This window comes from Pseudomonas sp. FJ2-5-13, assembly GCF_029201605.1.
GTDB classification, from domain to species: Bacteria; Pseudomonadota; Gammaproteobacteria; order Pseudomonadales; family Pseudomonadaceae; genus Aquipseudomonas; species Aquipseudomonas lactis.
Genome location: NZ_CP104045.1, coordinates 3,566,581 through 3,591,176, shown reverse-complemented (window position 1 = coordinate 3,591,176; position 24,596 = coordinate 3,566,581). Strand labels below are relative to the sequence as shown.

Below are 24,596 nucleotides of genomic sequence, written 5' to 3'. Positions count from 1 at the left end.
TCAGCCCCCGCGCACCATATCCACATGCGGAATCCCGACTTCAAGAAACTCATCGCTGACAATCTTGAAACCCAGCCGCTCATAGAACGGCGCCGCATACACCTGCGCACTCAGGAACTGCCGGGTCTGGCCACGTTGCTCGGCCACGCCAATCACCGTTTCCATCAGCTTGTCGCCGACTTTCAGCCCGCGCCAGTCCTTGAGTACCGATACACGGCCAATCTCGCCGCTGGGCAGCAGTCGAGCAGTCCCAATCGGGAAATCGCCTTCGAATGCCAGAAAATGCACCGCATCGGCATCGTCCGCGTCCCACTCCAGTTCAGGCGGGACCGATTGTTCGGCGATAAATACCGCTTCACGAATGCGCCGAATCTCGTCGATATCCTTTCGCCAGTCCGCGACACTTACGTGAATTTTATTCATCCGCGAACCCCAGGCTGCCTTGCTTGACCAGTTCGCACAGCAGGTCGCGACCGTCTCCGTCGGCCAGCCACTCGCCCAGGTTTTCGCTGTGCAGTGCATCGGCCGAGCACACCAGCTTCAACAGTTCACGCAGTTTGCCCGGCAGGTAACGGCTCTGGCCGCTGGCGAACAGCAGTACGTCGTCGTCCACTTCGGACCAGGCCAGGCGCGCGCTCGGGTTGCGCACCAGGATCGCGCCGTCTTGCAGGCTGTTGATGAAGTCTTCTTCGTCCAACTCTTCGCCGGCTACCAGTTCCGGGTAGCGTGGTTCGGTCATGAACTGGCCGAACCAGGTCAGCAGCATGCGCTCATCGCTCATGTGCTCGGCGAGCAGGCCCTTGAGGCGGTCCAGTGCGTCGCCCTGGATCTGGTGCGGGTCGCTGACTGGCTGGGCGTCGGCGTCGGTGTAGCGCTCTTCGTCGGTCAGGTACTGGCTGAGGAAGTCGGTGAAGTGGGTCAGCACTTCAGCGGCGCTCGGTGCGCGGAAACCTACGGAATAGGTCATGCAGTCGTCTTCAGCAATACCGAAATGCGCCAGGCGCGGCGGCAGGTAGAGCATGTCGCCCGGCTCCAGCACCCATTCGGCGCTTTCTTCGAATTCGGCGAGGATGCGCAGGTCTGCGTGTTGCAGCAATGGGCTTTCGGAATTGCACATCTGGCCGATCTTCCAGTTGCGCTTGCCTTGGGCTTGCAGCAGGAACACATCGTAGTTATCGAAATGCGGACCGACGCTGCCACCCGGTGCGGCGAAGCTGATCATCACATCATCGATACGCCAGCTCGGCAGGAAGCGGAAGTGCTCCAGCAGCTCAGCCACTTCCGGCACGAACTGGTCGACCGCCTGCACCAGCAGGGTCCACTCGCGCTCGGGCAGGGTGCTGAAAGCGTCTTCGGCGAACGGGCCGCGGCGCAGTTCCCACGGGCGCTCGCCGTGTTCGATCACCAGGCGCGACTCGACTTCTTCTTCCAGGGCCAGGCCTGCCAGTTCGTCGGCGTCGATCGGGCTTTCGAAGTCAGGGATGGCCTGGCGGATCAGCAGCGGTTTTTTCTGCCAGTAGTCGCGCAGGAATTCCCGTGCCGTGATGCCGCCCAGAAGTTGAAGAGGGATATCAGGATTCATGTGTAACCTATTGAAAAAAAGCACTTTTAAGACAGGAATAAAAACGCCCGGCGCGGCCGGGCGTCTCAAAGGAGCTTGCTTGGATCAGATGCGCTTGGCTTGCTCTACAGCGTTGCCGATGTAGTTGGCCGGGGTGAGCAGCTTCAGCTCGGCCTTGGCCGCGGCTGGCATGTCCAGGCCGTCGATGAAAGTTTGCAGCGCCTCAGGGCTGATACCCTTGCCGCGCGTCAATTCTTTCAGCTTCTCGTAGGGGTTTTCGATGTTGTAGCGGCGCATCACGGTCTGGATCGGCTCGGCCAGTACTTCCCAGCACGCGTCCAGGTCAGCGGCAATCTTCTGCTCGTTGAGCTCCAGCTTGCTGATGCCTTTGAGGCTGGCTTCGTACGCGATCACACTGTGGGCAAAGCCCACGCCGAGGTTGCGCAGTACGGTGGAGTCGGTCAGGTCGCGCTGCCAGCGGGAGATCGGCAACTTGCTGGCCAGGTGCTGGAACAGGGCATTGGCGATACCCAGGTTGCCTTCGGAGTTCTCGAAGTCGATCGGGTTGACCTTGTGCGGCATGGTCGAAGAACCGATTTCGCCGGCAATGGTGCGCTGCTTGAAGTAGCCCAGGGAGATGTAGCCCCAGATATCGCGATCGAAGTCGATCAGGATGGTGTTGAAGCGTGCAATCGCGTCGAACAGTTCGGCGATGTAGTCGTGCGGTTCGATCTGCGTGGTGTAGGGGTTGAAGCCCAGGCCCAGCTCGTCTTCGATGAAGGCGCGGGCGTTGGCTTCCCAGTCGATCTCAGGGTAGGCCGACAGGTGGGCGTTGTAGTTGCCTACGGCGCCGTTGATCTTGCCCAGCAATGGCACGGCGGCGACTTGGGCGATCTGGCGCTCCAGGCGGTACACCACGTTGGCCAGTTCTTTGCCCAGGGTCGTCGGCGAGGCCGGCTGGCCGTGGGTGCGCGACAGCATCGGCACGGCAGCGAAACGGATCGCCAGCTCGCGGATGGCTTCGGCGGTCTGGCGCATCAGCGGCAGCATCACGTCATCACGGCCTTCACGCAGCATCAGGGCGTGGGACAGGTTGTTGATGTCCTCGCTGGTGCAGGCAAAGTGGATGAACTCGCTGACCTGGGCCAGTTCCGGCAGTTGGGCCGCTTGCTCTTTGAGCAGGTATTCGATGGCTTTTACATCGTGGTTGGTGGTGCGCTCGATCTCTTTCACACGCTCGGCGTGCTCCAGGGAGAAGTTTTCCGCCAGGGTGTTCAATACAGCGTTGGCCTCGGCGGAAAACGCCGGCACTTCGCTGATGGCGGAGTGAGCGGCCAGGCGCTGGAGCCAGCGCACTTCAACCAGGACACGGGCACGGATCAGGCCGTACTCGCTGAAAATAGGGCGCAGGGCCTGGGTTTTGCCGGCGTAGCGGCCGTCAACAGGGGAAACCGCAGTGAGCGAAGAGAGCTGCATGGGGTGTTCTCGGACAGTCGGGCAACGAAATGGGGCGCGTATCATACATGAAAAAATCCGCCGGTCCGTCGCCAACTGACCGGCGTATTACGCGTAATGGCTTGAAAACAGCCTGTTGGTGCGACTTATTCGTTGCGCATCAACGGGTAAAGCTCTTTGAGCAATTTGCGCCGGCTGATCACCAACTGCCAGCGATGACCGCCCAGCTGGCGCCATAGGCGTGCCGAACGAATACCGGCCAGGAGCAGGGCACGGATTTTTGACGCGTTGTTGGGTTGCTGCAGGTTGCGCATGTCGCCGTGCACCTGGATGCGCTGGCGCAGGGTGCTCAAGGTGTCCTGGTACAGCGCACCACAGGCTGCGATCACGTTTTCGTGAGCCGGGCCGAAGTGTTCTACCTGGGACTGGATCTGCGGCAGGCGCTTGCCGATGGTGTCCAGCAGGTCGTCGCGCTTGGCCAGCTGGCGCTCAAGGCCAAGCATCGACAGGGCGTAGCGCAACGGTTCACGCTGCAAGGTGCTAGGGTCGCGCTCCAGGGCGCCGATCAGGGCGCGATAGCCTTCGCGCAGGGCCAGGTCGTCGCCGCCGTAAACCTCAAGGGTGTCCTTGGGGTCGCGGATCAGCAGACTGCCGAGCATGCAGGTCAGGCCGGCTTCCGTGACCTGGCCGGTCTTGGCGATCTTGTCCACCAGTACCGCAGCGAGAAACACACCGCCAAGGGCCGTCAATTGCTCCTGGGTCGGGCTCATGCCGGGTTGCTCCAGGCTTGCGCGACTTCAATCACGCCGCCGCCCAGGCAGATTTCGCCGTCATAGAACACCACGGACTGGCCAGGGGTGACCGCGCGTTGCGGGTCATCGAAGGTGGCGCGGTAGCCGGTGGCGGTCTTTTCCAGGGTGCAGGGCTGGTCGCTCTGGCGATAACGCACTTTGGCGGTCAGGCGGCGCGGGCTGCTCAAGTCGATAGGGTTGACCCAATAAATTTCGGAAGCGAGCAGGGCGCCGGAGAACAGCAGCGGGTGCTCGTTGCCCTGGCCGACCACCAGCACGTTGTTCTCCAGGTCTTTGACCAGTACGTACCATGGCTCTTCACCGGCGTCCTTCAAGCCGCCGATGCCCAAGCCCTGGCGTTGACCGATGGTGTGGTACATCAGGCCGTGGTGGCGGCCGATCACTTCACCGTCGGTGGTCTTGATCTCGCCCGGTTGCGCCGGTAGGTATTGCTTGAGGAAATCGCTGAAGCGCCGCTCGCCGATAAAGCAAATGCCGGTGGAGTCTTTCTTCTTGGCGGTGGCCAGGCCGTGTTTCTCGGCAATCTTGCGCACTTCGGGTTTTTCCAGCTCGCCGACCGGGAACAGAGTCTTGGCGATCTGTTCACCGCCCACGGCGTGCAGGAAGTAGCTCTGGTCCTTGTTCGGGTCCAGGCCCTTGAGCAATTCGGTGCGGCCATCGATATCGCGACGGCGCACGTAGTGGCCGGTAGCTATTAGGTCGGCGCCGAGCATCATGGCGTAGTCGAGGAACGCCTTGAACTTGATTTCGCGGTTACACAGGATATCCGGGTTCGGCGTGCGGCCGGCCTTGTATTCGGCCAGGAAGTGCTCGAACACGTTGTCCCAGTACTCGGCGGCGAAGTTGGCGGTGTGCAGCTTGATACCGATCTTGTCGCACACGGCCTGGGCGTCCGCCAGGTCGTCCATGGCGGTGCAGTATTCCGTTCCATCGTCTTCTTCCCAGTTCTTCATGAACAGGCCTTCCACCTCATAACCCTGCTCCATGAGCAGAACGGCGGAAACGGAAGAGTCCACGCCGCCGGACATGCCGACGATGACGCGCTTCTTTTGTGTGTCAGAAGGGGCTGTATCACGCATAGGGTTTCAACGGGTGTCTTGAAAAAGGACGCGATTCTAGCAGGCCTGGGCCCGCAAGGCTAAAGAGAAGGGCGGATCAATTCGAGACTGTGGCGCTGGCCGGCCAGGTAATCATCGATGCAGCGGATAATCAGCTCGCTGCGCCAGTCGTCGCGCACCGCCATCAGCTCGTCACGGGTCAACCAGCGGGCGCGCAGGATGCCTTCGTCGAGTTGATAGTCCGGGTGGTGTTTCACTGCCTTGGCGATAAAGCAGACCCGCTGGTAGGTCACGCCATTGCTCGGTGCGGTATACAGGTAGATGCCGACGATGCCGGTGGCTTCCACGTCCCAGCCGGTTTCTTCCAGGGTTTCACGCACGGCGGCTTCGGTAAGGGTTTCATCCGGGTCGAGGTGGCCTGCCGGCTGATTGAGCACGGCGCGGCCACCCTTGAGCTCTTCGACCATCAGGAAACGGCCGTTGTCTTCAACGATGGTAGCGACGGTGATGTGGGGGAGCCAGGTCATTGCGAACCTCGGTATCTGGAAGGTGGCATGCTCAATGTGGGAGCTGGCTTGCCTGCGATGGCGGTGTGTCAGCTACGCCTGTATGAACTGACAGACTGCAATCGCAGGCAAGCCAGCTCCCACATTTGATTGGGTTTCTTCAATGAAGTCCCTACAAACAGAAACCCCGGCACTTGGCCGGGGCTTCTTTGCATCCTTACAACCTTACTTCAACTTGGCAATTGCCGCATTGAGGGTGTTGCTTGGGCGCATGGCTTTGCTGGTCAGCTCTGGGTTCGGCGCGTAGTAGCCGCCGATGTCCACTGGCTTGCCCTGTACGGCGTTGAGCTCGGCAACGATGGTTGCTTCGTTCTCGGCCAGGGTTTTGGCCAGTTCGCCAAATTGCGCTTGCAGTGCAGTGTCTTCGGTCTGGGCGGCCAGGGCTTGTGCCCAGTACAGCGCCAGGTAGAAGTGGCTGCCGCGGTTGTCGATGTTGCCGACTTTGCGCGATGGCGACTTGTTGTTGTCCAGAAACTGGCCGGTGGCCTGGTCCAGGGTCTTGGACAGCACCAGGGCTTTCGGGTTGTTGTATGTCACACCCAAATGCTCAAGGGACGCGGCCAGGGCCAGGAACTCGCCCAGGGAATCCCAGCGCAGGAAGTTTTCTTCCAGCAGTTGCTGCACGTGCTTTGGAGCCGAACCGCCAGCGCCGGTTTCGAACAGGCCGCCACCGTTCATCAGTGGCACGATCGACAGCATCTTGGCGCTGGTGCCCAGTTCCATGATCGGGAACAGGTCGGTCAGGTAGTCGCGCAATACGTTGCCGGTCACCGAGATGGTGTCCAGGCCCTTGCGGGTGCGCTCCAGGGTGAACTTCATCGCGTCGACCGGGGCCATGATGCGGATGTCCAGGCCTTCGGTGTTGTGGTCTTTCAGGTATGCCTGAACTTTCTCGACGACTACACCATCGTGGGCGCGCTTAGGGTCCAGCCAGAAGATGGCCGGGGTGTTGCTGGCGCGGGCACGGTTGACGGCGAGCTTGACCCAGTCCTGGATCGGCGCGTCTTTGGTCTGGCACATGCGGAAGATGTCGCCAGCTTCGACGTTCTGTTCCATCAGCAGGTTGCCCTGGCTGTCGGTGACGCGGACAACGCCGTCAGCCTTGATCTGGAAGGTCTTGTCGTGGGAACCGTACTCTTCGGCTTTCTTTGCCATCAGGCCAACGTTTGGCACGCTGCCCATGGTGGTTGGGTCGAAGGCGCCATTGGCCTTGCAGTCTTCGATGACCGCCTGGTAGATGGTGGCGTAGCAGCGATCCGGGATCACGGCCTTGGTGTCGTGCAGTTGGCCGTCGGTGCCCCACATCTTGCCGGAGTCACGGATCATCGCTGGCATCGAGGCGTCGACGATCACGTCGCTCGGCACGTGCAGGTTGGTGATGCCTTTGTCGGAGTTGACCATCGCCAGGGCAGGGCGCGCGGCGTAGACCGCCTGGATGTCGGCTTCGATCTGCGCCTGCTGGTCGGCCGGCAGGGCCTTGATGCGGGCGTACAGGTCGCCGATGCCGTTGTTCAGGTTGAAGCCGATCTGCGCAAGCAACGGGGCGTGCTTGGTCAGGGCGTCTTTATAGAACTCGGCAACGATCTGGCCGAACATGATCGGGTCGGAGACCTTCATCATGGTGGCTTTCAAGTGAACCGACAGCAGCACGCCTTGCTTCTTGGCGTCTTCGATTTCAGCGGCGATGAAGCTGCGCAGGGCTTTCTTGCTCAGCACGGCGGTGTCGATGATTTCGCCGGCCTGTACGTTGGTCTTTTCCTTCAGGACGGTGGTGGTGCCGTCCTTTGCAACCAGCGCAATTTTGACAGCGTCATCGGCTTCGATCTGCACGGCTTTTTCGCTGCCGTAGAAGTCGCCGTTGTTCATGTGGGCAATGTGCGACTTGGAGTCGGCAGCCCAGGCGCCCATCTTGTGCGGGTGCTTGCGTGCGTAGTTCTTGACCGACAGCGGTGCGCGACGGTCGGAGTTGCCTTCGCGCAGGACCGGGTTCACGGCGCTGCCCTTGACCTTGTCGTAACGTGCACGGGTTTCTTTTTCCGCGTCGGTGGTTACGGTTTCAGGGTAGTCCGGCAGGGCATAGCCCTGGGCCTGCAGTTCCTTGATCGCGGCTTGCAGCTGCGGGGTCGAGGCGCTGATGTTGGGAAGCTTGATGATGTTGGCTTCAGGCGTAACGGCCAGGTCGCCCAGTTCGGCGAGGTGGTCCGGGATGGCCTTGGTGCCCAGTTGCTCGGGGAAGCTTGCGAGGATGCGCCCGGCGAGGGAAATGTCGCGGGTTTCCACGGCAATATCAGCGGAAGCGGTGAAGGCCTCTACGATAGGCAGCAGTGAATAGGTGGCGAGGGCTGGGGCTTCGTCGGTGAAGGTGTAGATGATCTTCGAGCGGGTGGGCATATTCGGATTAACTCTCTTCTTTGCTGAAAGCGTGCGCAGAAACTCGAGATGCGCCGGGTAGAGCGCGTTCGTTCAAAGTCATCCATGAGCGAAATGTCGAGGTTTCTTCGCGGTGATGTTGGTTTGCATCAGTCGAGCGTCAAGCGGGTGGGCTATGGTAATAGTCCGGCTTTCTGGCGAAAGGCTACGTTCTAGAGCGGTCCGCCGTCGTGACTCTTTGGTCAGCGGCGGCATTATACATAGGTCGCTATGCTTACGCTGAGCCTTCATGAAAAAGGAGGCTCGTCCATTGGTCTAAAGGTCGCAGGCGCACAGGGTAGTGGGATGTGCTCAAGATTGGCGCTTTTCCCTTTGCTTTCAGGCTTGTAGGCCACCAAATGTGCTGTTTTCGATGCAAATGAGCATGGCGTGAGGTTTCAGTCGCCATTTATCTGGAGTAGGCTCGAACGCAGCCAGATGTTCAATCCATAGATGGAGTTCAGCATGGGATACAAGAAGATTCAGGTTCCGGCAGTCGGCGACAAAATCACCGTCAATGCAGACCATTCTCTCAATGTTCCTGACCAACCGATCATCCCCTACATCGAAGGTGACGGTATTGGCGTCGACATCAGCCCGGTGATGATCAAGGTGGTCGACGCCGCTGTTGAAAAGGCTTACGGCGGCAAGCGCAAAATCTCCTGGATGGAGGTGTACGCTGGCGAAAAGGCCACGCAAGTCTACGACCAGGACACCTGGCTGCCCCAGGAAACCCTGGATGCGGTCAAGGATTACGTGGTGTCCATCAAGGGTCCGCTGACCACGCCAGTCGGTGGCGGTATCCGTTCGCTGAACGTGGCCCTGCGTCAGCAACTCGACCTGTATGTATGCCTGCGCCCGGTGCGCTGGTTCGAAGGCGTCCCCAGCCCGGTGAAAAAGCCTGGCGACGTGGACATGACCATCTTCCGTGAGAACTCCGAGGATATTTACGCAGGCATCGAGTGGAAGGCCGGTTCGCCGGAAGCGATCAAGGTGATCAAGTTCCTCAAGGAAGAAATGGGCGTTACCAAGATCCGTTTCGACCAGGATTGCGGGATTGGCGTCAAGCCGGTCTCCAAGGAGGGCACCAAGCGCCTGGCGCGCAAGGCCTTGCAGTATGTGGTGGATAACGACCGCGACTCGCTGACCATCGTGCACAAAGGCAACATCATGAAGTTCACCGAAGGGGCCTTCAAGGAGTGGGCCTACGAGGTGGCGGCTGAAGAGTTCGGCGCGACCCTGCTCGACGGCGGGCCGTGGATGCAGTTCAAGAACCCCAAGACCGGCAAGAATGTAGTGGTCAAGGATGCCATTGCCGACGCCATGCTCCAGCAGATCCTGCTGCGCCCGGCTGAATATGACGTGATCGCCACGCTCAACCTCAATGGCGACTACCTGTCCGACGCCCTAGCAGCGGAAGTGGGCGGCATCGGCATTGCACCGGGGGCCAACCTGTCGGACACCGTGGCAATGTTCGAAGCTACCCACGGTACTGCGCCTAAATACGCGGGCAAGGATCAGGTCAACCCTGGGTCATTGATCCTGTCGGCGGAAATGATGCTGCGGCATATGGGCTGGGTCGAGGCGGCGGATCTGATCATCAAGGGCACCAACGGCGCGATTTCGGCCAAGACCGTGACCTATGATTTCGAGCGTCTGATGGATGGCGCTACGCTGGTGTCGTCGTCGGGCTTTGGTGATGCGTTGATCAAGCATATGTAAACAGGCAGAAAAAACCGGCCGCCCTGATGAATCGGGGTGGCCGGTTTGCTTTGAGTGCTTAATTTCAGTGGCGGGTCAGGCCTGTTGCTTCTCTGATTTTTCTACCTTTGTTTCTTTCACGCCTGTAGTGGCAGGCGCATCTACAATATTTACGGCATGCGTGCCTTTTGGCCCTTGAATGATTTCAAAGTTGACACGCTGTCCCGCTTTCAGTGTTTTGTAGCCATCCATCTTGATCGCTGAGAAATGCGCAAAAAGGTCTTCATCCTTGCCGTCTTCAATAATGAATCCGTAACCCTTGGCATTGTTGAACCACTTGACCTTACCACTTAGCATCGCCATATCCCTCTGCACCAGACTCCATCACTGGAGTATCATCCTGTCTATCCGTCCTAACCCGAATAAATAAGGTTGACTGCGCGGACCTTTTTTACCCACTGTGGGCTCTATTCGTTGTAACACCGTTTCGCCGATAGTCAAGGTGACCAAAGGGTCAGAGTTGAAATTCTGACAGGTCGCCCCCACCACTGTAATTGAACCACTGACGAACCTTTCTTTCCCATGCATGCAAACAGCCAGATTCGACTAACATTCAATCAGGATCGCCCGGATCAGGAACATGACGACGACGGTTCTGCAGGCATTGCTGTTCAGGAGGCGAAGCCTGCTTTACAGGCGCCGCCGATGTACAAGGTGGTTTTGTTTAATGATGACTACACACCGATGGATTTCGTCGTCGAAGTGCTCGAGGTGTTTTTCAACCTGAACCGCGAGTTGGCGACCAAGGTAATGCTGGCCGTTCACACAGAAGGACGGGCAGTATGTGGAGTGTTTACCCGCGACATCGCCGAGACAAAGGCCATGCAGGTCAACCAGTACGCCAGGGAAAGCCAGCATCCGCTACTCTGTGAAATCGAGAAGGACGGTTAACGCCGACCACTTGGGTATGAGGTGAAGCTATGTTAAACCGCGAGCTCGAAGTCACCCTCAATCTTGCCTTCAAGGAGGCTCGTTCGAAGCGTCATGAATTCATGACCGTCGAACACCTTTTGCTGGCACTTTTGGATAACGAAGCTGCCGCCACCGTTCTACGTGCGTGCGGCGCCAACCTTGACAAGCTCAAGCATGACCTGCAGGAGTTTATCGACTCCACCACGCCACTGATCCCCGTGCATGACGAGGACCGCGAAACCCAGCCAACCCTGGGCTTCCAGCGGGTATTGCAACGTGCTGTGTTCCACGTACAGAGCTCCGGTAAGCGTGAGGTCACAGGCGCGAACGTGCTGGTGGCGATTTTCAGCGAACAGGAAAGCCAGGCCGTGTTCCTGCTCAAGCAGCAGAGCGTTGCCCGTATTGATGTGGTCAATTACATCGCCCACGGTATCTCCAAGGTGCCTGGGCACGGCGATCATTCCGAGGGTGAGCAGGACATGCAGGACGAGGAGGGCGGTGAGTCTTCTTCTTCCAGCAACCCGCTGGATGCCTATGCCAGCAACCTCAATGAAATGGCGCGCCAGGGGCGGATCGATCCGCTGGTGGGGCGTGAGCATGAGGTTGAGCGTGTAGCGCAGATCCTGGCGCGTCGTCGCAAGAACAACCCCTTGCTGGTGGGCGAGGCGGGCGTGGGTAAAACCGCGATTGCCGAAGGCCTGGCCAAGCGCATTGTCGACAACCAGGTGCCAGACCTGTTGGCCAGCAGTGTCGTCTACTCCCTTGACCTGGGCGCGTTGCTCGCCGGGACCAAGTACCGGGGCGATTTCGAGAAGCGCTTCAAGGCGTTGCTCGGCGAGCTGAAAAAACGCCCTCAGGCCATCCTGTTTATCGACGAGATCCACACTATCATTGGCGCCGGTGCGGCTTCCGGTGGGGTGATGGACGCTTCCAATCTGCTCAAGCCGCTGCTGTCCTCCGGTGATATCCGCTGCATTGGTTCGACCACGTTCCAGGAGTTTCGCGGCATCTTCGAAAAAGACCGTGCCCTGGCGCGTCGCTTCCAGAAAGTCGACGTGTCCGAGCCCTCGGTTGAAGACACCATCGGCATCCTGCGCGGGCTCAAGGGGCGTTTTGAAGCGCACCATGGCATCGAGTACACCGATGAGGCCTTGCGTGCGGCGGCTGAGCTGGCGTCGCGCTACATCAACGACCGGCACATGCCAGACAAAGCCATCGATGTGATCGACGAGGCGGGTGCCTACCAGCGCCTGCAGCCAGTCGAGAAGCGCGTGAAGCGCATCGACGTGCCTCAGGTCGAGGATATCGTGGCCAAGATCGCGCGGATTCCGCCAAAACACGTCACCAGTTCCGACAAAGAGCTGCTGCGTAACCTGGAGCGCGACCTCAAGCTCACCGTGTTTGGTCAGGATGCGGCCATCGACTCGTTGTCCACGGCGATCAAGTTGTCCCGTGCGGGCCTCAAGTCGCCGGACAAGCCAGTCGGTTCGTTCCTGTTCGCAGGCCCGACCGGCGTCGGCAAGACCGAGGCGGCTCGCCAGTTGGCCAAGGCCATGGGTATCGAGCTGGTCCGTTTCGACATGTCCGAGTACATGGAGCGCCACACTGTGTCGCGCTTGATCGGCGCGCCTCCGGGCTATGTCGGCTTCGACCAGGGCGGCCTGTTGACCGAGGCGATCACCAAGCAGCCACATTGCGTATTGTTGCTCGATGAAATCGAAAAGGCGCATCCGGAAGTCTTCAACCTGCTATTGCAGGTCATGGACCACGGCACCCTGACCGACAACAACGGGCGCAAGGCGGATTTCCGCAACGTCATCGTGATCATGACCACCAACGCCGGTGCTGAAACCGCGGCGCGGGCTTCGATCGGCTTTACGCATCAGGATCACTCGTCTGATGCCATGGAAGTGATCAAGAAGAGCTTCACGCCGGAGTTCCGCAACCGCCTGGACACCATTATCCAGTTTGGTCGCCTCAGCCATGAGGTCATCAAAAGCGTGGTGGACAAGTTCCTCACCGAGCTTCAAGCGCAGTTGGAAGACAAGCGCGTGCAGCTGGATGTGACGGAAGCGGCCCGCAGTTGGATCGCAGAGGGCGGCTACGATGCGGCAATGGGTGCACGCCCAATGGCGCGTCTGATCCAGGACAAGATCAAACGGCCATTGGCCGAAGAGATCCTGTTCGGCGAACTCTCCGACCATGGCGGCGTGGTGCACATCGACCTCAAGGACGGCGAGCTGACCTTCGAGTTCGAGACCACCGCGGAAATGGCCTGATAGCAGGCTGCAACACACCAAAAAGGCGCCGAAAGGCGCCTTTTTGCTGCCTGCAATACGATTTGCGAGACAATGACGGTCAACTGTGGCTTGCCTGCGATAGCGGTGGTTCAGTTAACGATGCAGTGACTGACACACCGCTTTCGCGGGCAAGCCCGCTCCCACAGGGGGCCTGTGCCAGGCGCTGATTCTTTGGGCAATACATAACCAGTGTGGGAGCTGGCTTGCCTGCGATGACAATCCTTCAGTAGCACAGCTTTAGCTGGCCCGCCGCTATCGCAGTATCTGTATCTACACAGCTTTGTGGGTTTGTAACCGTCAACGGTAACCACGATGCGAAGCGAGCCGCTCTTGCTCTTGATCTGCTTTTGATCTTAAGCGCCCCGTCAAACCACGCTGGCCGGAATTCGACAGGGATTTGGGGGGTAAACCGGCAGGGATGCCGGTTTAGCCGCCCCGCGCCATGGATGGCGCGTGGCGGCGGCCCCCCAAATCACTGGCGAATTACGGGCACACCGAGCCCAAGCGAGGTGCCGAGTGGTGGGGCAAGAGCGTTTTGCTTACTTTTGCGCTTTTCAAAAGTGAGCCGCCGTCAGGGCGGAACCCTAAGCGGCCGTTACCGCAGCAATGGATATGTACACCATCCAACTGTGTTGACTGCCAGGCCGCCTTCGCGAGCAAGCCCGCTCCCACAGTTGGGTCGTGGGGTGTCAGATAGATATGGGCCGGCTGTCAGGCGGCCATCGCAGGCAAGCCAGCTCCCACAGAGTCAAGTGGTGACTGTTAAATCCTGCGCACACAAAAACGCCCGGCATAACCGGGCGTTTTGTATTGACTTGCTTAGCGAGCGCGGTAAGTGATGCGCCCTTTGCTCAAGTCATAGGGCGTCAGCTCGACGCGCACTTTGTCACCGGTAAGAATACGAATGTAGTTCTTGCGCATCTTGCCGGAGATATGCGCGGTTACGACGTGCCCATTTTCCAACTCCACACGAAACATGGTGTTGGGCAGGGTGTCGACGACAGTGCCTTCCATTTCGAAGCTGTCTTCTTTCGACATGCAGTAAAGCCCTCGGTATCCAGTGAATGGCCCGGTGCAACTGCGCCAGGCAAAAGCGGCGTGCATTGTGCCCGAAAAAGGGTGTTCAAGCCAAGGGGTTCTAGTTAAGCGTGACCCATCTTTGATTAATCAGCAGCTCAATGGGCCGATATTGGGTCTTGTAGTTCATCTTTTTGCAGTTCTTGATCCAGTATCCGAGGTACACCGCTTCCAGCTCCAGGCGCAGCGCTTCGCCTATTTGCCACAGGATGGCGAAGCGCCCGAGGCTACGGCGTTCTTCGGTCGGTTCATAGAAGGTGTACACCGCCGAGAGGCCATTGGGCAGCAGGTCGGTGACCGCCACGGCCAGCAGGCGGCCGTCGAGGCGGAACTCGTAGAAGCGCGAGAAGGGCAGGTCACGCACCAGGAACGTGGAAAACTGGTCGCGGCTGGGCGGAAACATATCGCCGTCGGCGTGTCGCTGTTCGATATAACGTTGGTAGAGATCGAAATATTCTTCGCTGTATTGGGGTTTAGTGGCGTGTACGGTCAAGTCGGCGTTGCGCTTGAGAATGCGTTTCTGGTTACGGTCGGGCGAAAACTGCGCCACCGGGATGCGCGCAGGCACACACGCATTACAGTTCTGGCAATGGGGGCGGTACAGGTGGTCGCCGCTGCGCCGAAAGCCCATCTCGGACAGGTCGGCATACACATGCACGTCCATGGGCTGGCTGGGATCGAGGAACAGCGTGGTGGCCTGCTCGTCGGGCAGATAGCTGCATGAGTGGGCTTGAGTGGCATAGAACTTCAAGCGCGCCAGCTCGGTCATGATCAACCCTCGGGATAAGCTTTGAAATAAGTGTAAGCCACGTGCGCGAAAGTCGCCTAGGAAACCCACGGCCCAGCGTTGGGTTGGTCCAGATGTTTGTGCAGGAATTCAGCGAAGGCGCTGCGCGGTATGCCGCGGGCACCCAGGCTGTGCAGGTGATCGTTGGGCATCTGGCAGTCGATCAGCACAAACCCCCAGGCTTGCAGTTGCCGGGTCAGCGTGGCGAAACCGAATTTGGAGGCGTTGTCGGCGCGGCTGAACATGGACTCGCCAAAAAACAACTGGCCCATCGCCAGGCCGTACAGGCCGCCCACCAGTTCGCCCTGGTCCCAGACCTCGACGGAGTGCGCATAGCCGCGTTGGTGCAGCTCCAGGTAGGCCTGCTGGATGCCTTCGGTGATCCAGGTGCCATCGGCGTAGGCGCGGGGCGCCGCGCAGGCTTGGATGACGGCGGCGAAATCCTGGTCGAAGGTCACGGTATAGCGCTGCTGGCGCAGTAATTTGCCCAGGCTGCGGGAAACATGCAGCTCGTCGGGGAAAATCACCGTGCGCGGGTCGGGTGACCACCAGAGGATAGGCTGGCCTTCGGAGAACCAGGGGAAGCAACCATGGCGGTAGGCCTGGATCAATCGTTCGGCCGACAGGTCGCCACCGGCGGCGAGCAGGCCGTTGGGTTCGCGCATGGCCTTGGCCAAGGGAGGGAATGTCAGGGTATCGCGTTGTAACCAGGTCAGCATGGCATCCAGGCTTACGGAAGGGGAGGGGAGTGGCAGGTCATTCGCCTGCGCCGCAAGCGTTGATTATTGACGACCCGGCGCCATGGGGCCAGCCCGAATAGGCTATTGGACAGGATTAGCATAAGCGGGTGTTTCTGCAACTCTGCACACAGGGTGTGGTCGTAATCGGGTCTGGCGCATGCCGGCCCTTTGCCAAGCTTGCCTGGATTGCTAAATACAGCTCATAAGCCTTTGTCAGCAAAGGCAATGCATGCTCAAATTGTGCCTGCAGCCAGGTGAGCGGCAAGTGTGTGGCATCGCGCACGCAAACCCGTACAATGCGGCCATTGTGGCGTTATCGCCATTTCACCTATCCGTCACCGGGTGTTAAAAGTAGATTCAGCAACATTCGTTCATTTTTCAGCTGCTCCGGATAGAGCAGTCGTGTGTAGTCATTCAACAGATGGACGCGCTAAAGGCGCAGGAATAGACCCGTTTTGAAGAAATCCGCCGCAGCACCTAAAGCAGCAGTCGTACCGGCCTGGCGCCAGCACCTGCATTACCGACTCAAGGAAGGCGCACTGATTGCCATCGGTGCGCTGTGCCTGTTCCTGATGATGGCCTTGCTCACCTATGGCAAGGACGATCCGGGCTGGAGCCATAACAGCAAGATCGATGATGTGCAGAATTTCGGCGGCCCGGTAGGTTCCTACAGCGCCGATATCCTGTTCATGATCCTGGGTTACTTCGCCTACATTTTCCCGCTGTTGCTGGCGATCAAGACCTGGCAGATCTTCCGCCAGCGTCACGAGCCGTGGCAGTGGAGCGGCTGGCTGTTTTCCTGGCGCCTGATCGGCCTGGTGTTCCTGGTGCTGTCGGGCGCGGCGCTGGCGCATATCCACTTCCATGCACCGACCGGCTTGCCGGCGGGCGCGGGCGGGGCCCTGGGCGAAAGCCTTGGCGACCTGGCGCGCAGGACCCTGAATATCCAGGGCAGCACCCTGATGTTCATCGCGCTGTTCCTGTTCGGCCTCACGGTATTCACCGACCTGTCATGGTTCAAGGTGATGGACGTGACCGGCAAGATCACCCTCGACCTGTTCGAGTTGTTCCAGGGCGCCGCCAACCGCTGGTGGGCCGCCCGTGTCGAGCGCAAGCAAATGGTGGCGCAGCTGCGTGAAGTGGACACCCGTGTCCACGAGGTGGTGGCCCCAAGTACGCCGGATCGACGCGAGCAAGCCAAGGTCAAGGAGCGCTTGATCGAACGCGAGCAGGCCCTGAGCAAGCACATGTCGGACCGTGAAAAGCAGGTGCCGCCGGTGATCGCCCCGGCTCCGCCCAAGGCGCCGGAGCCCAGCCATCGCGTGCAAAAAGAGAAGCAGGCACCGCTGTTTATCGACAGCGCCGTCGAAGGCACCTTGCCGCCGATCTCGATTCTGGACCCGGCCGAAAAGAAACAACTCAACTATTCCCCCGAATCCCTGGCGGCCGTCGGCCACCTGCTGGAAATCAAGCTCAAGGAATTCGGCGTCGAAGTGTCGGTGGACTCGATCCATCCGGGCCCGGTGATTACCCGTTACGAAATCCAACCGGCCGCCGGGGTAAAAGTCAGCCGCATTTCCAACCTGGCCAAAGACTTGGCGCGTTCCCTGGCCGTCACCAGCGTGCGCGTGGTGGAAGTGATCCCGGGCAAGACCACCGTGGGTATCGAGATCCCCAACGAAGACCGCCAGATCGTGCGCTTCTCCGAAGTGCTGTCGACGCCGGAATACGACAACTTCAAATCGCCGGTCACCCTGGCGCTCGGCCATGACATCGGCGGCAAGCCGGTGATTACCGACCTGGCGAAAATGCCGCACCTGCTGGTAGCCGGTACTACCGGTTCCGGTAAGTCGGTGGGTGTGAACGCCATGATCCTGTCGATCCTGTTCAAGTCCGGGCCGGATGACGCCAAGCTGATCATGATCGACCCGAAGATGTTGGAACTGTCGATCTACGAAGGCATCCCGCACCTGCTGTGCCCGGTGGTCACCGACATGAAGGACGCCGCCAACGCCCTGCGCTGGAGCGTTGCCGAGATGGAGCGCCGCTACAAGCTGATGGCGAAGATGGGCGTGCGTAACCTGTCGGGCTTCAATGCCAAGGTCAAGGAAGCCCAGGACGCCGGCACACCGCTGACCGACCCGCTGTACAAGCGCGAAAGCATTCACGATGAAGCACCGCTGCTGACCAAGCTGCCGACTATCGTGGTGGTGGTCGATGAATTTGCCGACATGATGATGATCGTCGGCAAGAAGGTTGAAGAGCTGATCGCCCGTATCGCCCAGAAGGCGCGGGCGGCGGGTATCCACTTGATCCTCGCGACCCAGCGGCCGTCGGTGGACGTAATCACCGGTCTGATCAAGGCCAACATCCCGACGCGCATGGCGTTCCAGGTCTCCAGCAAGATCGACTCGCGTACCATCATCGACCAGGGTGGCGCCGAGCAACTGCTGGGCCACGGTGACATGCTGTACATGCCGCCGGGGACCAGCCTGCCGATTCGCGTTCATGGCGCCTTTGTTTCCGATGACGAAGTGCACCGCGTGGTTGAAGCCTGGAAACTGCGCGGGGCGCCAGAATATAACGACGACATTCTCGCTGGCGTGGAAGAGGCCGGCAGCGGCTTTGACGGTGGCAGCAGCGGTGGCGACGATGATGCTGAAACCGACGCGCTCTACGACGAAGCCGTGGCTTTCGTACTGGAAAGCCGCCGCGCCTCGATTTCGGCAGTGCAGCGCAAGCTGAAAATCGGCTACAACCGCGCCGCCCGCATGATCGAAGCCATGGAAATGGCTGGCGTCGTGACCGCAATGAACACCAATGGCTCGCGTGAAGTCATCGCCCCCGGGCAGATGCGCGACTGATTCCGCGCCGCGTGGCAACACGCGGCGTGCCCTGACTACTCAATGAGGACTCCCATGCGCTTTATCCGCATGCTGTTGTTGCCGGCCCTGGCCCTGACCGCTGTTTCGGCTCACGCTGACCCGGCCTCCGTCGCCAGCCTGAAGAACCTGTTGGACAAATCCCAGACCCTCACCGCGCGCTTCTCCCAGCTGACCCTGGATGCCGGCGGCACCCAGTTGCAGGAAACCGCCGGTGAAATGGCCGTGCAGCGCCCAGGGCTGTTCTACTGGCATACCGAAGGCAAGGCGGAGCAGACCATCGTTTCCGACGGTAAGAAAGTCACGCTGTGGGACCCGGACCTGGAACAGGCCACCATCAAGAAGCTCGATCCACGCCTGAACCAGACCCCGGCGCTGCTGTTGTCGGGTGATGTGTCGAAAATCAACGACAGCTTCGACATCACCTCCAAGCAGACCAGCAACGTCATCGAGTTCACCCTCAAGCCAAAATCCAAGGACACGCTGTTTGACACGCTGTCGCTGTCGTTCGGCAACGGCGTGATCAACAACATGCGCCTGGTCGACAGCGTCGGCCAGCGCACCGATATCCTGTTCTCCGGGGTCAAGGCTAACCAGCCGGTGCCCGCGTCCAAGTTCAAGTTCGACATCCCCAAGGGTGCCGACGTGATCCAGGAATAAACTGCCCAGAGGTTTCAAACGCTGCCCATGGATCTGTTTCGAAGTGACCCGATTGCCCAGCCATTGGCCGCGCGCTTGCGTTCGACCAACCTGGATGAGTACGTCGGTCAGGAACACCTGCTCGCTCGCGGTAAGCCCCTGCGCGAAGCCCTGGAGCAGGGTGCGCTGCATTCGATGATTTTCTGGGGCCCGCCGGGCGTGGGCAAGACCACCCTGGCGCGGTTGCTGGCGAAAGTCTCGGACGCGCACTTTGAAACGGTCTCGGCGGTGCTCGCCGGGGTCAAGGAGATCCGCCAGGCGGTGGAAGTCGCCAAGCAGCAGGCCGGGCAATACGGCAAGCGCACTATCCTGTTCGTCGACGAAGTGCATCGCTTCAACAAGTCGCAGCAGGATGCGTTCCTGCCTTATGTCGAGGACGGTACGCTGATCTTTATCGGCGCCACCACCGAAAACCCATCCTTTGAATTGAACAACGCGTTGCTGTCACGGGCGCGGGTCTATGTGCTCAAGAGCCTGGATGAAGCGGCGATGCACAAGTTGCTGCACCGCGCCTTGAGCGAAGACAAGGGCCTGGGCAAGCGTCAACTGAGCCTCAGCGATGAAGGCTTCAAGATTTTACTGACCGCCGCTGATGGCGACGGGCGGCGCTTTCTCAACCTGCTGGAGAACGCCTCCGACCTGGCCGAAGACGGCGGCGAGATTGGTGTCGATCTGTTGCAAAGCCTGCTGGGTGACACGCGCCGGCGTTTCGACAAGGGCGGCGAAGCCTTCTACGACCAGATTTCCGCGCTGCACAAATCCGTACGAGGTTCCAACCCTGACGGCGCGCTGTATTGGTTTGCGCGCATGATCGACGGCGGTTGCGACCCGCTGTACCTGGCGCGCCGTGTGGTGCGCATGGCCAGCGAAGACATCGGCAATGCCGACCCACGCGCCCTGAGCCTGTGCCTGGCCGCCTGGGAGGTGCAGGAGCGCCTCGGCAGCCCGGAAGGCGAGTTGGCGGTGGCCCAGGCCATCACTTACCTGGCCTGCGCGCCCAAAAGCAACGCGGTGTACATGGGCTTCAAGTCGGCCCTGCGTGCGGCCGCCGAACATGGCTCCCTCGAAGTGCCGCTGCACCTGCGCAACGCGCCGACCAAGTTGATGAAGCAACTGGGGTATGGCGACGAATACCGTTATGCCCACGATGAGCCGGACGCCTATGCGGCCGGCGAAGACTACTTCCCGGATGAGCTGGCGCCGCAGCCGTTCTATCAGCCGGTGCCCCGTGGCCTGGAGCTGAAGATCGGTGAAAAGCTCAATCATCTGGCCACCCTCGACCGTCTGAGCCCCCGGCAGCGGAGAAAATCATGATTCCATTGGTGGTCGCGGTTTCGGCGGGAGGTATCGCCGGTACACTGCTGCGCTTTGCTACCGGCAATTGGATCAACGCCAATTGGCCGAAACACTTCTATACGGCGACGCTCGCCGTTAATATCGTGGGCTGCCTGTTGATCGGCGTGTTATACGGCCTGTTTTTGTTACGCCCGGAAGTGCCTGTCGAGGTACGTGCCGGCCTGATGGTTGGCTTTCTTGGCGGCCTGACGACTTTTTCATCCTTTTCACTGGATACCGTGCGCCTGCTGGAAAGCGGGCAAGTGCCGCTGGCGATTGGCTATGCGGCCATCAGCGTATTCGGCGGGCTGCTCGCCACCTGGGCTGGCCTGTCCTTGACCAAACTTTGATAACGAGAGACCGACATGCTCGATTCCAAACTGTTACGTAGCAACCTTCAGGACGTAGCGGACCGCCTGGCATCCCGTGGCTTTGCCTTGGATGTTGCGCGCATCGAAGCGCTGGAAGAACAGCGCAAGACCGTCCAGACCCGCACCGAAGCACTGCAGGCTGAACGTAATGCGCGCTCCAAGTCCATCGGCCAGGCCAAGCAGCGCGGCGAAGACATCGCGCCGTTGATGGCGGATGTCGAGCGCATGGGCACTGAGCTGTCCGACGGCAAAATCGAGCTGGAAGGCATTCAGACCCAATTGGACTCGATCCTGCTGGGCATTCCGAACCTGCCCCACGAATCCGTGCCGGTCGGCGAAGACGAAGACGGCAACGTCGAAGTGCGCCGCTGGGGCACGCCGAAAACCTTCGATTTCGAGATCAAGGACCACGTCGCCCTGGGCGAATTGACCGGTGGCCTGGACTTTGAAACCGCAGCAAAAATGTCCGGCGCACGCTTTGCCTTGCTGCGCGGCCCGATTGCGCGCATGCACCGTGCCCTGGCGCAGTTCATGATCAACCTGCACACCGGCGAACACGGTTACGAAGAAGCCTACACCCCGTACCTGGTTCAGGCGCCGGCGTTGATGGGCACCAGCCAACTGCCGAAATTCGAAGAAGACCTGTTCAAGATCAGCCGCGACGGCGAAGCCGACCTGTACCTGATCCCGACGGCCGAAGTGTCGCTGACCAATATCGTCGCCGGCGAAATCCTCGACGCCAAGCAACTGCCGTTGAAGCTGGTGGCCCACAGCCCGTGCTTCCGTAGCGAAGCCGGCGCGTCGGGTCGCGACACCCGTGGCATGATCCGCCAGCATCAGTTCGACAAGGTTGAGATGGTGCAGGTAGTAGAGCCGTCGACCTCCATGGACGCCCTGGAAGGCCTGACTGCCAACGCCGAGCGCGTGCTGCAGCTGCTGGAGCTGCCTTACCGCGTACTGGCCCTGTGCACGGGCGACATGGGCTTCAGTGCCGTGAAAACCTACGACCTGGAAGTGTGGGTGCCGAGCCAGGACAAATACCGCGAGATTTCGTCGTGCTCCAACTGCGGTGACTTCCAGGCCCGTCGCATGCAGGCGCGTTTCCGCAACCCGGAAACCGGCAAGCCGGAGCTGGTGCACACCCTCAACGGTTCGGGCCTGGCCGTAGGCCGTACCCTGGTGGCCGTGCTGGAAAACTACCAGCAGGCCGACGGTTCGATCCGTGTACCTGAGGTGCTCAAGCCGTACATGGCGGGCGTTGAGGTCATCCGCTAAATGGAATTTCTGCCGCTGTTTCATAACCTGCGCGGCAGTCGTGTGTTGGTCGTCGGTGGTGGGGAGATTGCCTTGCGCAAATCCCGGCTGCTGGCCGACGCCGGCGCGGTGTTGCGGGTGGTTGCTCCCCAGATCGAAAGCCAGTTGCGTGAGCTGGTACTGGGCAGTGGCGGGGAACTGATGTTGCGCGGTTATCAGGAGGCCGACCTGGACGGCTGCACCCTGATTATCGCGGCCACCGACGATGAGCCACTGAATGCGCAGGTGTCCAGTGATGCCAAGCGTCGCTGCGTGCCGGTCAATGTGGTGGACGCGCCAGCGTTGTGCAGCGTGATCTTCCCGGCGATTGTCGACCGTTCACCCTTGGTGATTGCCGTCTCCAGCGGCGGTGACGCGCCGGTACTGGCACGCCTGATTCGTGCCAAGCTGGAAACCTGGATTCCCTCCACCTACGGGCAATTGGCTGGGCTGGCCGCGCGTTTTCGGGCTCAGGTCAAAGGTTTGTACCCGGATGTGCAGCAACGCCGGGCGTTCTGGGAAGAAGTGTTCCAGGGCCCGATTGCCGACCGCCAGTTGGCCGGGCAGGGTGAGGAGGCCGAGCGCCTGTTGATCGAAAAGGTCAATGGCGCGCCGCCTTATGCGCCCGGTGAGGTGTACTTGGTGGGCGCGGGCCCAGGTGACCCGGATTTGCTGACCTTCCGTGCATTGCGCCTGATGCAGCAAGCCGACGTGGTGCTGTACGACCGTTTGGTGGCGCCGGCGATTTTGGAACTGTGCCGTCGGGATGCCGAGCGCGTGTACGTCGGCAAGCGTCGTGCCGATCACGCGGTGCCTCAGGACCAGATCAACCAGCAACTGGTCGACCTGGCCAAGCAAGGCAAGCGCGTGCTGCGCCTTAAAGGTGGCGACCCGTTCATCTTTGGCCGTGGTGGCGAAGAGATCGAAGAATTGGCGGCCCACGGCATCCCGTTCCAGGTGGTGCCGGGCATCACCGCAGCCAGTGGTTGCGCGGCTTATGCCGGGATTCCGCTGACGCATCGCGACTATGCCCAATCGGTGCGCTTCATCACCGGCCACCTGAAGAACAATACCTCGGACTTGCCCTGGCAGGACTTGGTCGGGCCGTCGCAGACCCTGGTGTTCTACATGGGCCTGATTGGCTTGCCGATCATTTGCGAGCAGTTGATCAAACACGGGCGTGCCGCAGATACCCCAGCAGCGCTGATCCAGCAGGGCACCACGTCCAACCAGCGCGTGTTCACCGGCACCCTGGCCGACTTGCCGCGCATGGTGGCGGAGCATGAAGTGCATGCGCCGACATTGGTGATCGTGGGTGAGGTGGTGGTACTGCGTGAGAAGCTCAAGTGGTTCGAGGGCGCCCAGTCCCAAGTCTGAACGACTGACCCACTGTAGGAGCGAGCTTGCTCGCGAAAAACTCAAAGACGCCAAGGGCTACCTGATAGCGCTGCGTTATCGTTGGCGTTCTTCGCGAGCAAGCTCGCTCCTACAGGCGGTTTATGTCAGCTCCATACACCTTTGCCGTGCAATGCATGGCGATCATGCTCGGTATCAAACCCCTGCAACGGCCCCTTCGGCACAATTCCCGTCGGGTTGATCGTGCGATGGCTGGCATAGTAATGCCCCTTGATATGCTCGAAATTTACCGTCTCGGCCACCCCTGGCCACTGATACATCTCCCTTAGCCAGTTCGACAAGTTCGCATAGTCGGCAATCCGCCGCAGGTTGCATTTGAAGTGGCTGTAATACACCGCATCAAAACGAATCAGCGTGGTGAACAGCCGCACATCGGCTTCGGTCAGGTACTCACCGGCCAGATAACGATGGCTGCCCAGGTGCTGTTCCAGATGATCCAGCTCGGCAAACACATCATCAAACGCGCTTTCATACGCCTGTTGTGAGGTGGCGAAGCCTGCGCGGTACACACCGTTGTTCACGGCGGGGTAGATGCGTTCGTTGAGGGTGTCGATGGTCGGGCGCAGGGCTTGGGGGTAGAAATCCAGGGTATTGCCGGTCAGCTCATTGAACGCACTGTTAAACATGCGGATGATCTCCGCCGATTCATTGCTGACGATGCGCTTGAGCCGTTTGTCCCACAGCACCGGCACGGTGACGCGCCCGGTGTAGTCGGCGGTATCGGCGGTGTAGCGTTGGTGCATGAAGTTGAAACCGTCGAGGTTGTCGCCGCTGGAGCCGTGGGCCTTGTCGAAGGTCCAGCCGTTTTCCAGCATCAGCCAGCTGACCACCGAGACGTCGATCAGGCTTTCCAGGCCTTTGAGCTTGCGCAGGATCAAGGTGCGGTGCGCCCACGGGCAGGCGAGAGACACATAGAGGTGATAGCGACCGGCCTCGGCCTTGAAGCCGCCTTCGCCACTCGGGCCTGGCGCGCCATCGGCGGTCACCCAGTTGCGGCGTTGCGCCTGTTCCCGTTGGAAAGCGCCGTCTGCGCTACTTTCGTACCACTGGTCCTTCCACTGTCCGTCGATCAATAAACCCATGACTGGCTCCTTGGCTGATAAGCGTTGGAGCCCAGTCTAAAGGGATGAGTTCGAACTAAAAGCGCAAAGAACCGGCGTGA

21 protein-coding genes are annotated in these 24,596 nt (G+C 60.1%); 9 read left to right on the top strand and 12 right to left on the bottom strand.

Annotated elements, in window-relative coordinates; translation table 11 throughout:
* The 7 genes from N2A98_RS15740 to N2A98_RS15710 form a co-directional block, all read right to left on the bottom strand.
* Complete coding sequence (locus N2A98_RS15740; RefSeq protein WP_044274599.1) at positions 1-423, bottom strand: GNAT family N-acetyltransferase; 423 nt, start codon at positions 421-423, stop codon at positions 1-3.
* Entirely contained in the window at positions 416-1,582 is a 1,167-nt protein-coding gene (locus tag N2A98_RS15735; protein ID WP_275622299.1) for a cupin domain-containing protein, read from the bottom strand. Before N2A98_RS15735 ends, N2A98_RS15740 begins: the two co-directional genes overlap by 8 nt.
* 84 nt (positions 1,583-1,666) lie before the next feature.
* Positions 1,667-3,037 carry an adenylosuccinate lyase gene (gene purB, locus N2A98_RS15730; protein ID WP_044274597.1) on the bottom strand — a complete coding sequence of 457 codons (1,371 nt, stop codon included), beginning with the start codon at positions 3,035-3,037 and terminating at the stop codon, positions 1,667-1,669.
* A gap of 125 nt (positions 3,038-3,162) precedes the next feature.
* Positions 3,163-3,786, bottom strand: coding sequence for a high frequency lysogenization protein HflD (gene hflD / locus N2A98_RS15725; protein WP_003192101.1), 624 nt, complete (start codon positions 3,784-3,786; stop codon positions 3,163-3,165).
* The gene (gene mnmA / locus N2A98_RS15720) at positions 3,783-4,907 is read right to left on the bottom strand and encodes a tRNA 2-thiouridine(34) synthase MnmA (RefSeq protein ID WP_275622298.1); all 1,125 of its coding nucleotides are present in this window, start codon (positions 4,905-4,907) and stop codon (positions 3,783-3,785) included. The genes hflD and mnmA overlap by 4 nt, the downstream gene beginning before the upstream one ends.
* A 59-nt stretch (positions 4,908-4,966) precedes the next feature.
* On the bottom strand, positions 4,967-5,413 hold the full coding sequence (locus tag N2A98_RS15715) for an NUDIX hydrolase (RefSeq protein ID WP_275622297.1): 447 nt from the start codon (positions 5,411-5,413) through the stop codon (positions 4,967-4,969).
* A 204-nt stretch (positions 5,414-5,617) separates the two neighbouring features.
* Positions 5,618-7,843, bottom strand: a complete 2,226-nt coding sequence (locus N2A98_RS15710) for an NADP-dependent isocitrate dehydrogenase (RefSeq protein WP_275622296.1) — start codon at positions 7,841-7,843, stop codon at positions 5,618-5,620.
* Positions 7,844-8,326: 483 nt separating this feature from the next.
* On the opposite strand from N2A98_RS15710, the gene icd reads away from it, so the two are divergent.
* A complete protein-coding gene (icd, locus tag N2A98_RS15705; RefSeq protein WP_005789095.1) occupies positions 8,327-9,583 on the top strand; it encodes an NADP-dependent isocitrate dehydrogenase in 1,257 nt (418 codons plus the stop codon).
* A 75-nt stretch (positions 9,584-9,658) separates the two neighbouring features.
* On the opposite strand, the gene cspD is transcribed toward icd, so the two are convergent.
* Positions 9,659-9,919 (bottom strand): cold shock domain-containing protein CspD, encoded by a 261-nt coding sequence (gene cspD / locus N2A98_RS15700; protein WP_080751168.1) that lies wholly within the window; start codon positions 9,917-9,919, stop codon positions 9,659-9,661.
* 225 nt (positions 9,920-10,144) lie between these two features.
* Here cspD and clpS point away from each other — a divergent pair, with 225 nt between their 5' ends.
* Together clpS and clpA are read left to right on the top strand one after the other, a co-directional pair.
* On the top strand, positions 10,145-10,513 hold the full coding sequence (gene clpS / locus N2A98_RS15695) for an ATP-dependent Clp protease adapter ClpS (RefSeq protein ID WP_005789091.1): 369 nt from the start codon (positions 10,145-10,147) through the stop codon (positions 10,511-10,513).
* A 29-nt stretch (positions 10,514-10,542) separates the two neighbouring features.
* Complete coding sequence (gene clpA / locus N2A98_RS15690) at positions 10,543-12,813, top strand: ATP-dependent Clp protease ATP-binding subunit ClpA (protein ID WP_003192090.1); 2,271 nt, start codon at positions 10,543-10,545, stop codon at positions 12,811-12,813.
* Positions 12,814-13,653: 840 nt separating this feature from the next.
* Here the strand turns inward: clpA and infA are convergent.
* The 3 genes from infA to aat all read right to left on the bottom strand — a co-directional run bounded on the left by infA (position 13,654) and on the right by aat (position 15,417).
* Positions 13,654-13,872 carry a translation initiation factor IF-1 gene (infA, locus tag N2A98_RS15685; RefSeq protein ID WP_002553999.1) on the bottom strand — a complete coding sequence of 73 codons (219 nt, stop codon included), beginning with the start codon at positions 13,870-13,872 and terminating at the stop codon, positions 13,654-13,656.
* A 100-nt stretch (positions 13,873-13,972) separates the two neighbouring features.
* Positions 13,973-14,680 (bottom strand): arginyltransferase, encoded by a 708-nt coding sequence (locus tag N2A98_RS15680; RefSeq protein ID WP_044274593.1) that lies wholly within the window; start codon positions 14,678-14,680, stop codon positions 13,973-13,975.
* Between the two features lie 56 nt (positions 14,681-14,736).
* Positions 14,737-15,417, bottom strand: coding sequence for a leucyl/phenylalanyl-tRNA--protein transferase (gene aat / locus N2A98_RS15675; RefSeq protein ID WP_047711149.1), 681 nt, complete (start codon positions 15,415-15,417; stop codon positions 14,737-14,739).
* Between the two features lie 476 nt (positions 15,418-15,893).
* On the opposite strand from aat, the gene ftsK reads away from it, so the two are divergent.
* Genes ftsK through cysG form a run of 6 tightly spaced genes read left to right on the top strand, consistent with a single transcriptional unit; the run spans position 15,894 to position 23,395 of the window.
* Entirely contained in the window at positions 15,894-18,302 is a 2,409-nt protein-coding gene (gene ftsK, locus N2A98_RS15670) for a DNA translocase FtsK (protein WP_044274591.1), read from the top strand.
* A 54-nt stretch (positions 18,303-18,356) separates the two neighbouring features.
* A complete protein-coding gene (gene lolA, locus N2A98_RS15665) occupies positions 18,357-18,980 on the top strand; it encodes an outer membrane lipoprotein chaperone LolA (RefSeq protein ID WP_032896679.1) in 624 nt (207 codons plus the stop codon).
* Between the two features lie 27 nt (positions 18,981-19,007).
* Complete coding sequence (locus tag N2A98_RS15660; protein ID WP_044274590.1) at positions 19,008-20,333, top strand: replication-associated recombination protein A; 1,326 nt, start codon at positions 19,008-19,010, stop codon at positions 20,331-20,333.
* On the top strand, positions 20,330-20,704 hold the full coding sequence (crcB, locus tag N2A98_RS15655; RefSeq protein WP_003192080.1) for a fluoride efflux transporter CrcB: 375 nt from the start codon (positions 20,330-20,332) through the stop codon (positions 20,702-20,704). Before N2A98_RS15660 ends, crcB begins: the two co-directional genes overlap by 4 nt.
* 15 nt (positions 20,705-20,719) lie before the next feature.
* Positions 20,720-22,000, top strand: a complete 1,281-nt coding sequence (gene serS, locus N2A98_RS15650) for a serine--tRNA ligase (RefSeq protein ID WP_047711147.1) — start codon at positions 20,720-20,722, stop codon at positions 21,998-22,000.
* Complete coding sequence (gene cysG / locus N2A98_RS15645) at positions 22,001-23,395, top strand: siroheme synthase CysG (RefSeq protein WP_003192077.1); 1,395 nt, start codon at positions 22,001-22,003, stop codon at positions 23,393-23,395. It abuts the gene before it with no gap.
* Positions 23,396-23,520: 125 nt separating this feature from the next.
* On the opposite strand, the gene N2A98_RS15640 is transcribed toward cysG, so the two are convergent.
* Positions 23,521-24,516, bottom strand: a complete 996-nt coding sequence (locus N2A98_RS15640) for a glutathione S-transferase family protein (RefSeq protein WP_275622295.1) — start codon at positions 24,514-24,516, stop codon at positions 23,521-23,523.
* Positions 24,517-24,596 lie beyond the last annotated feature (80 nt).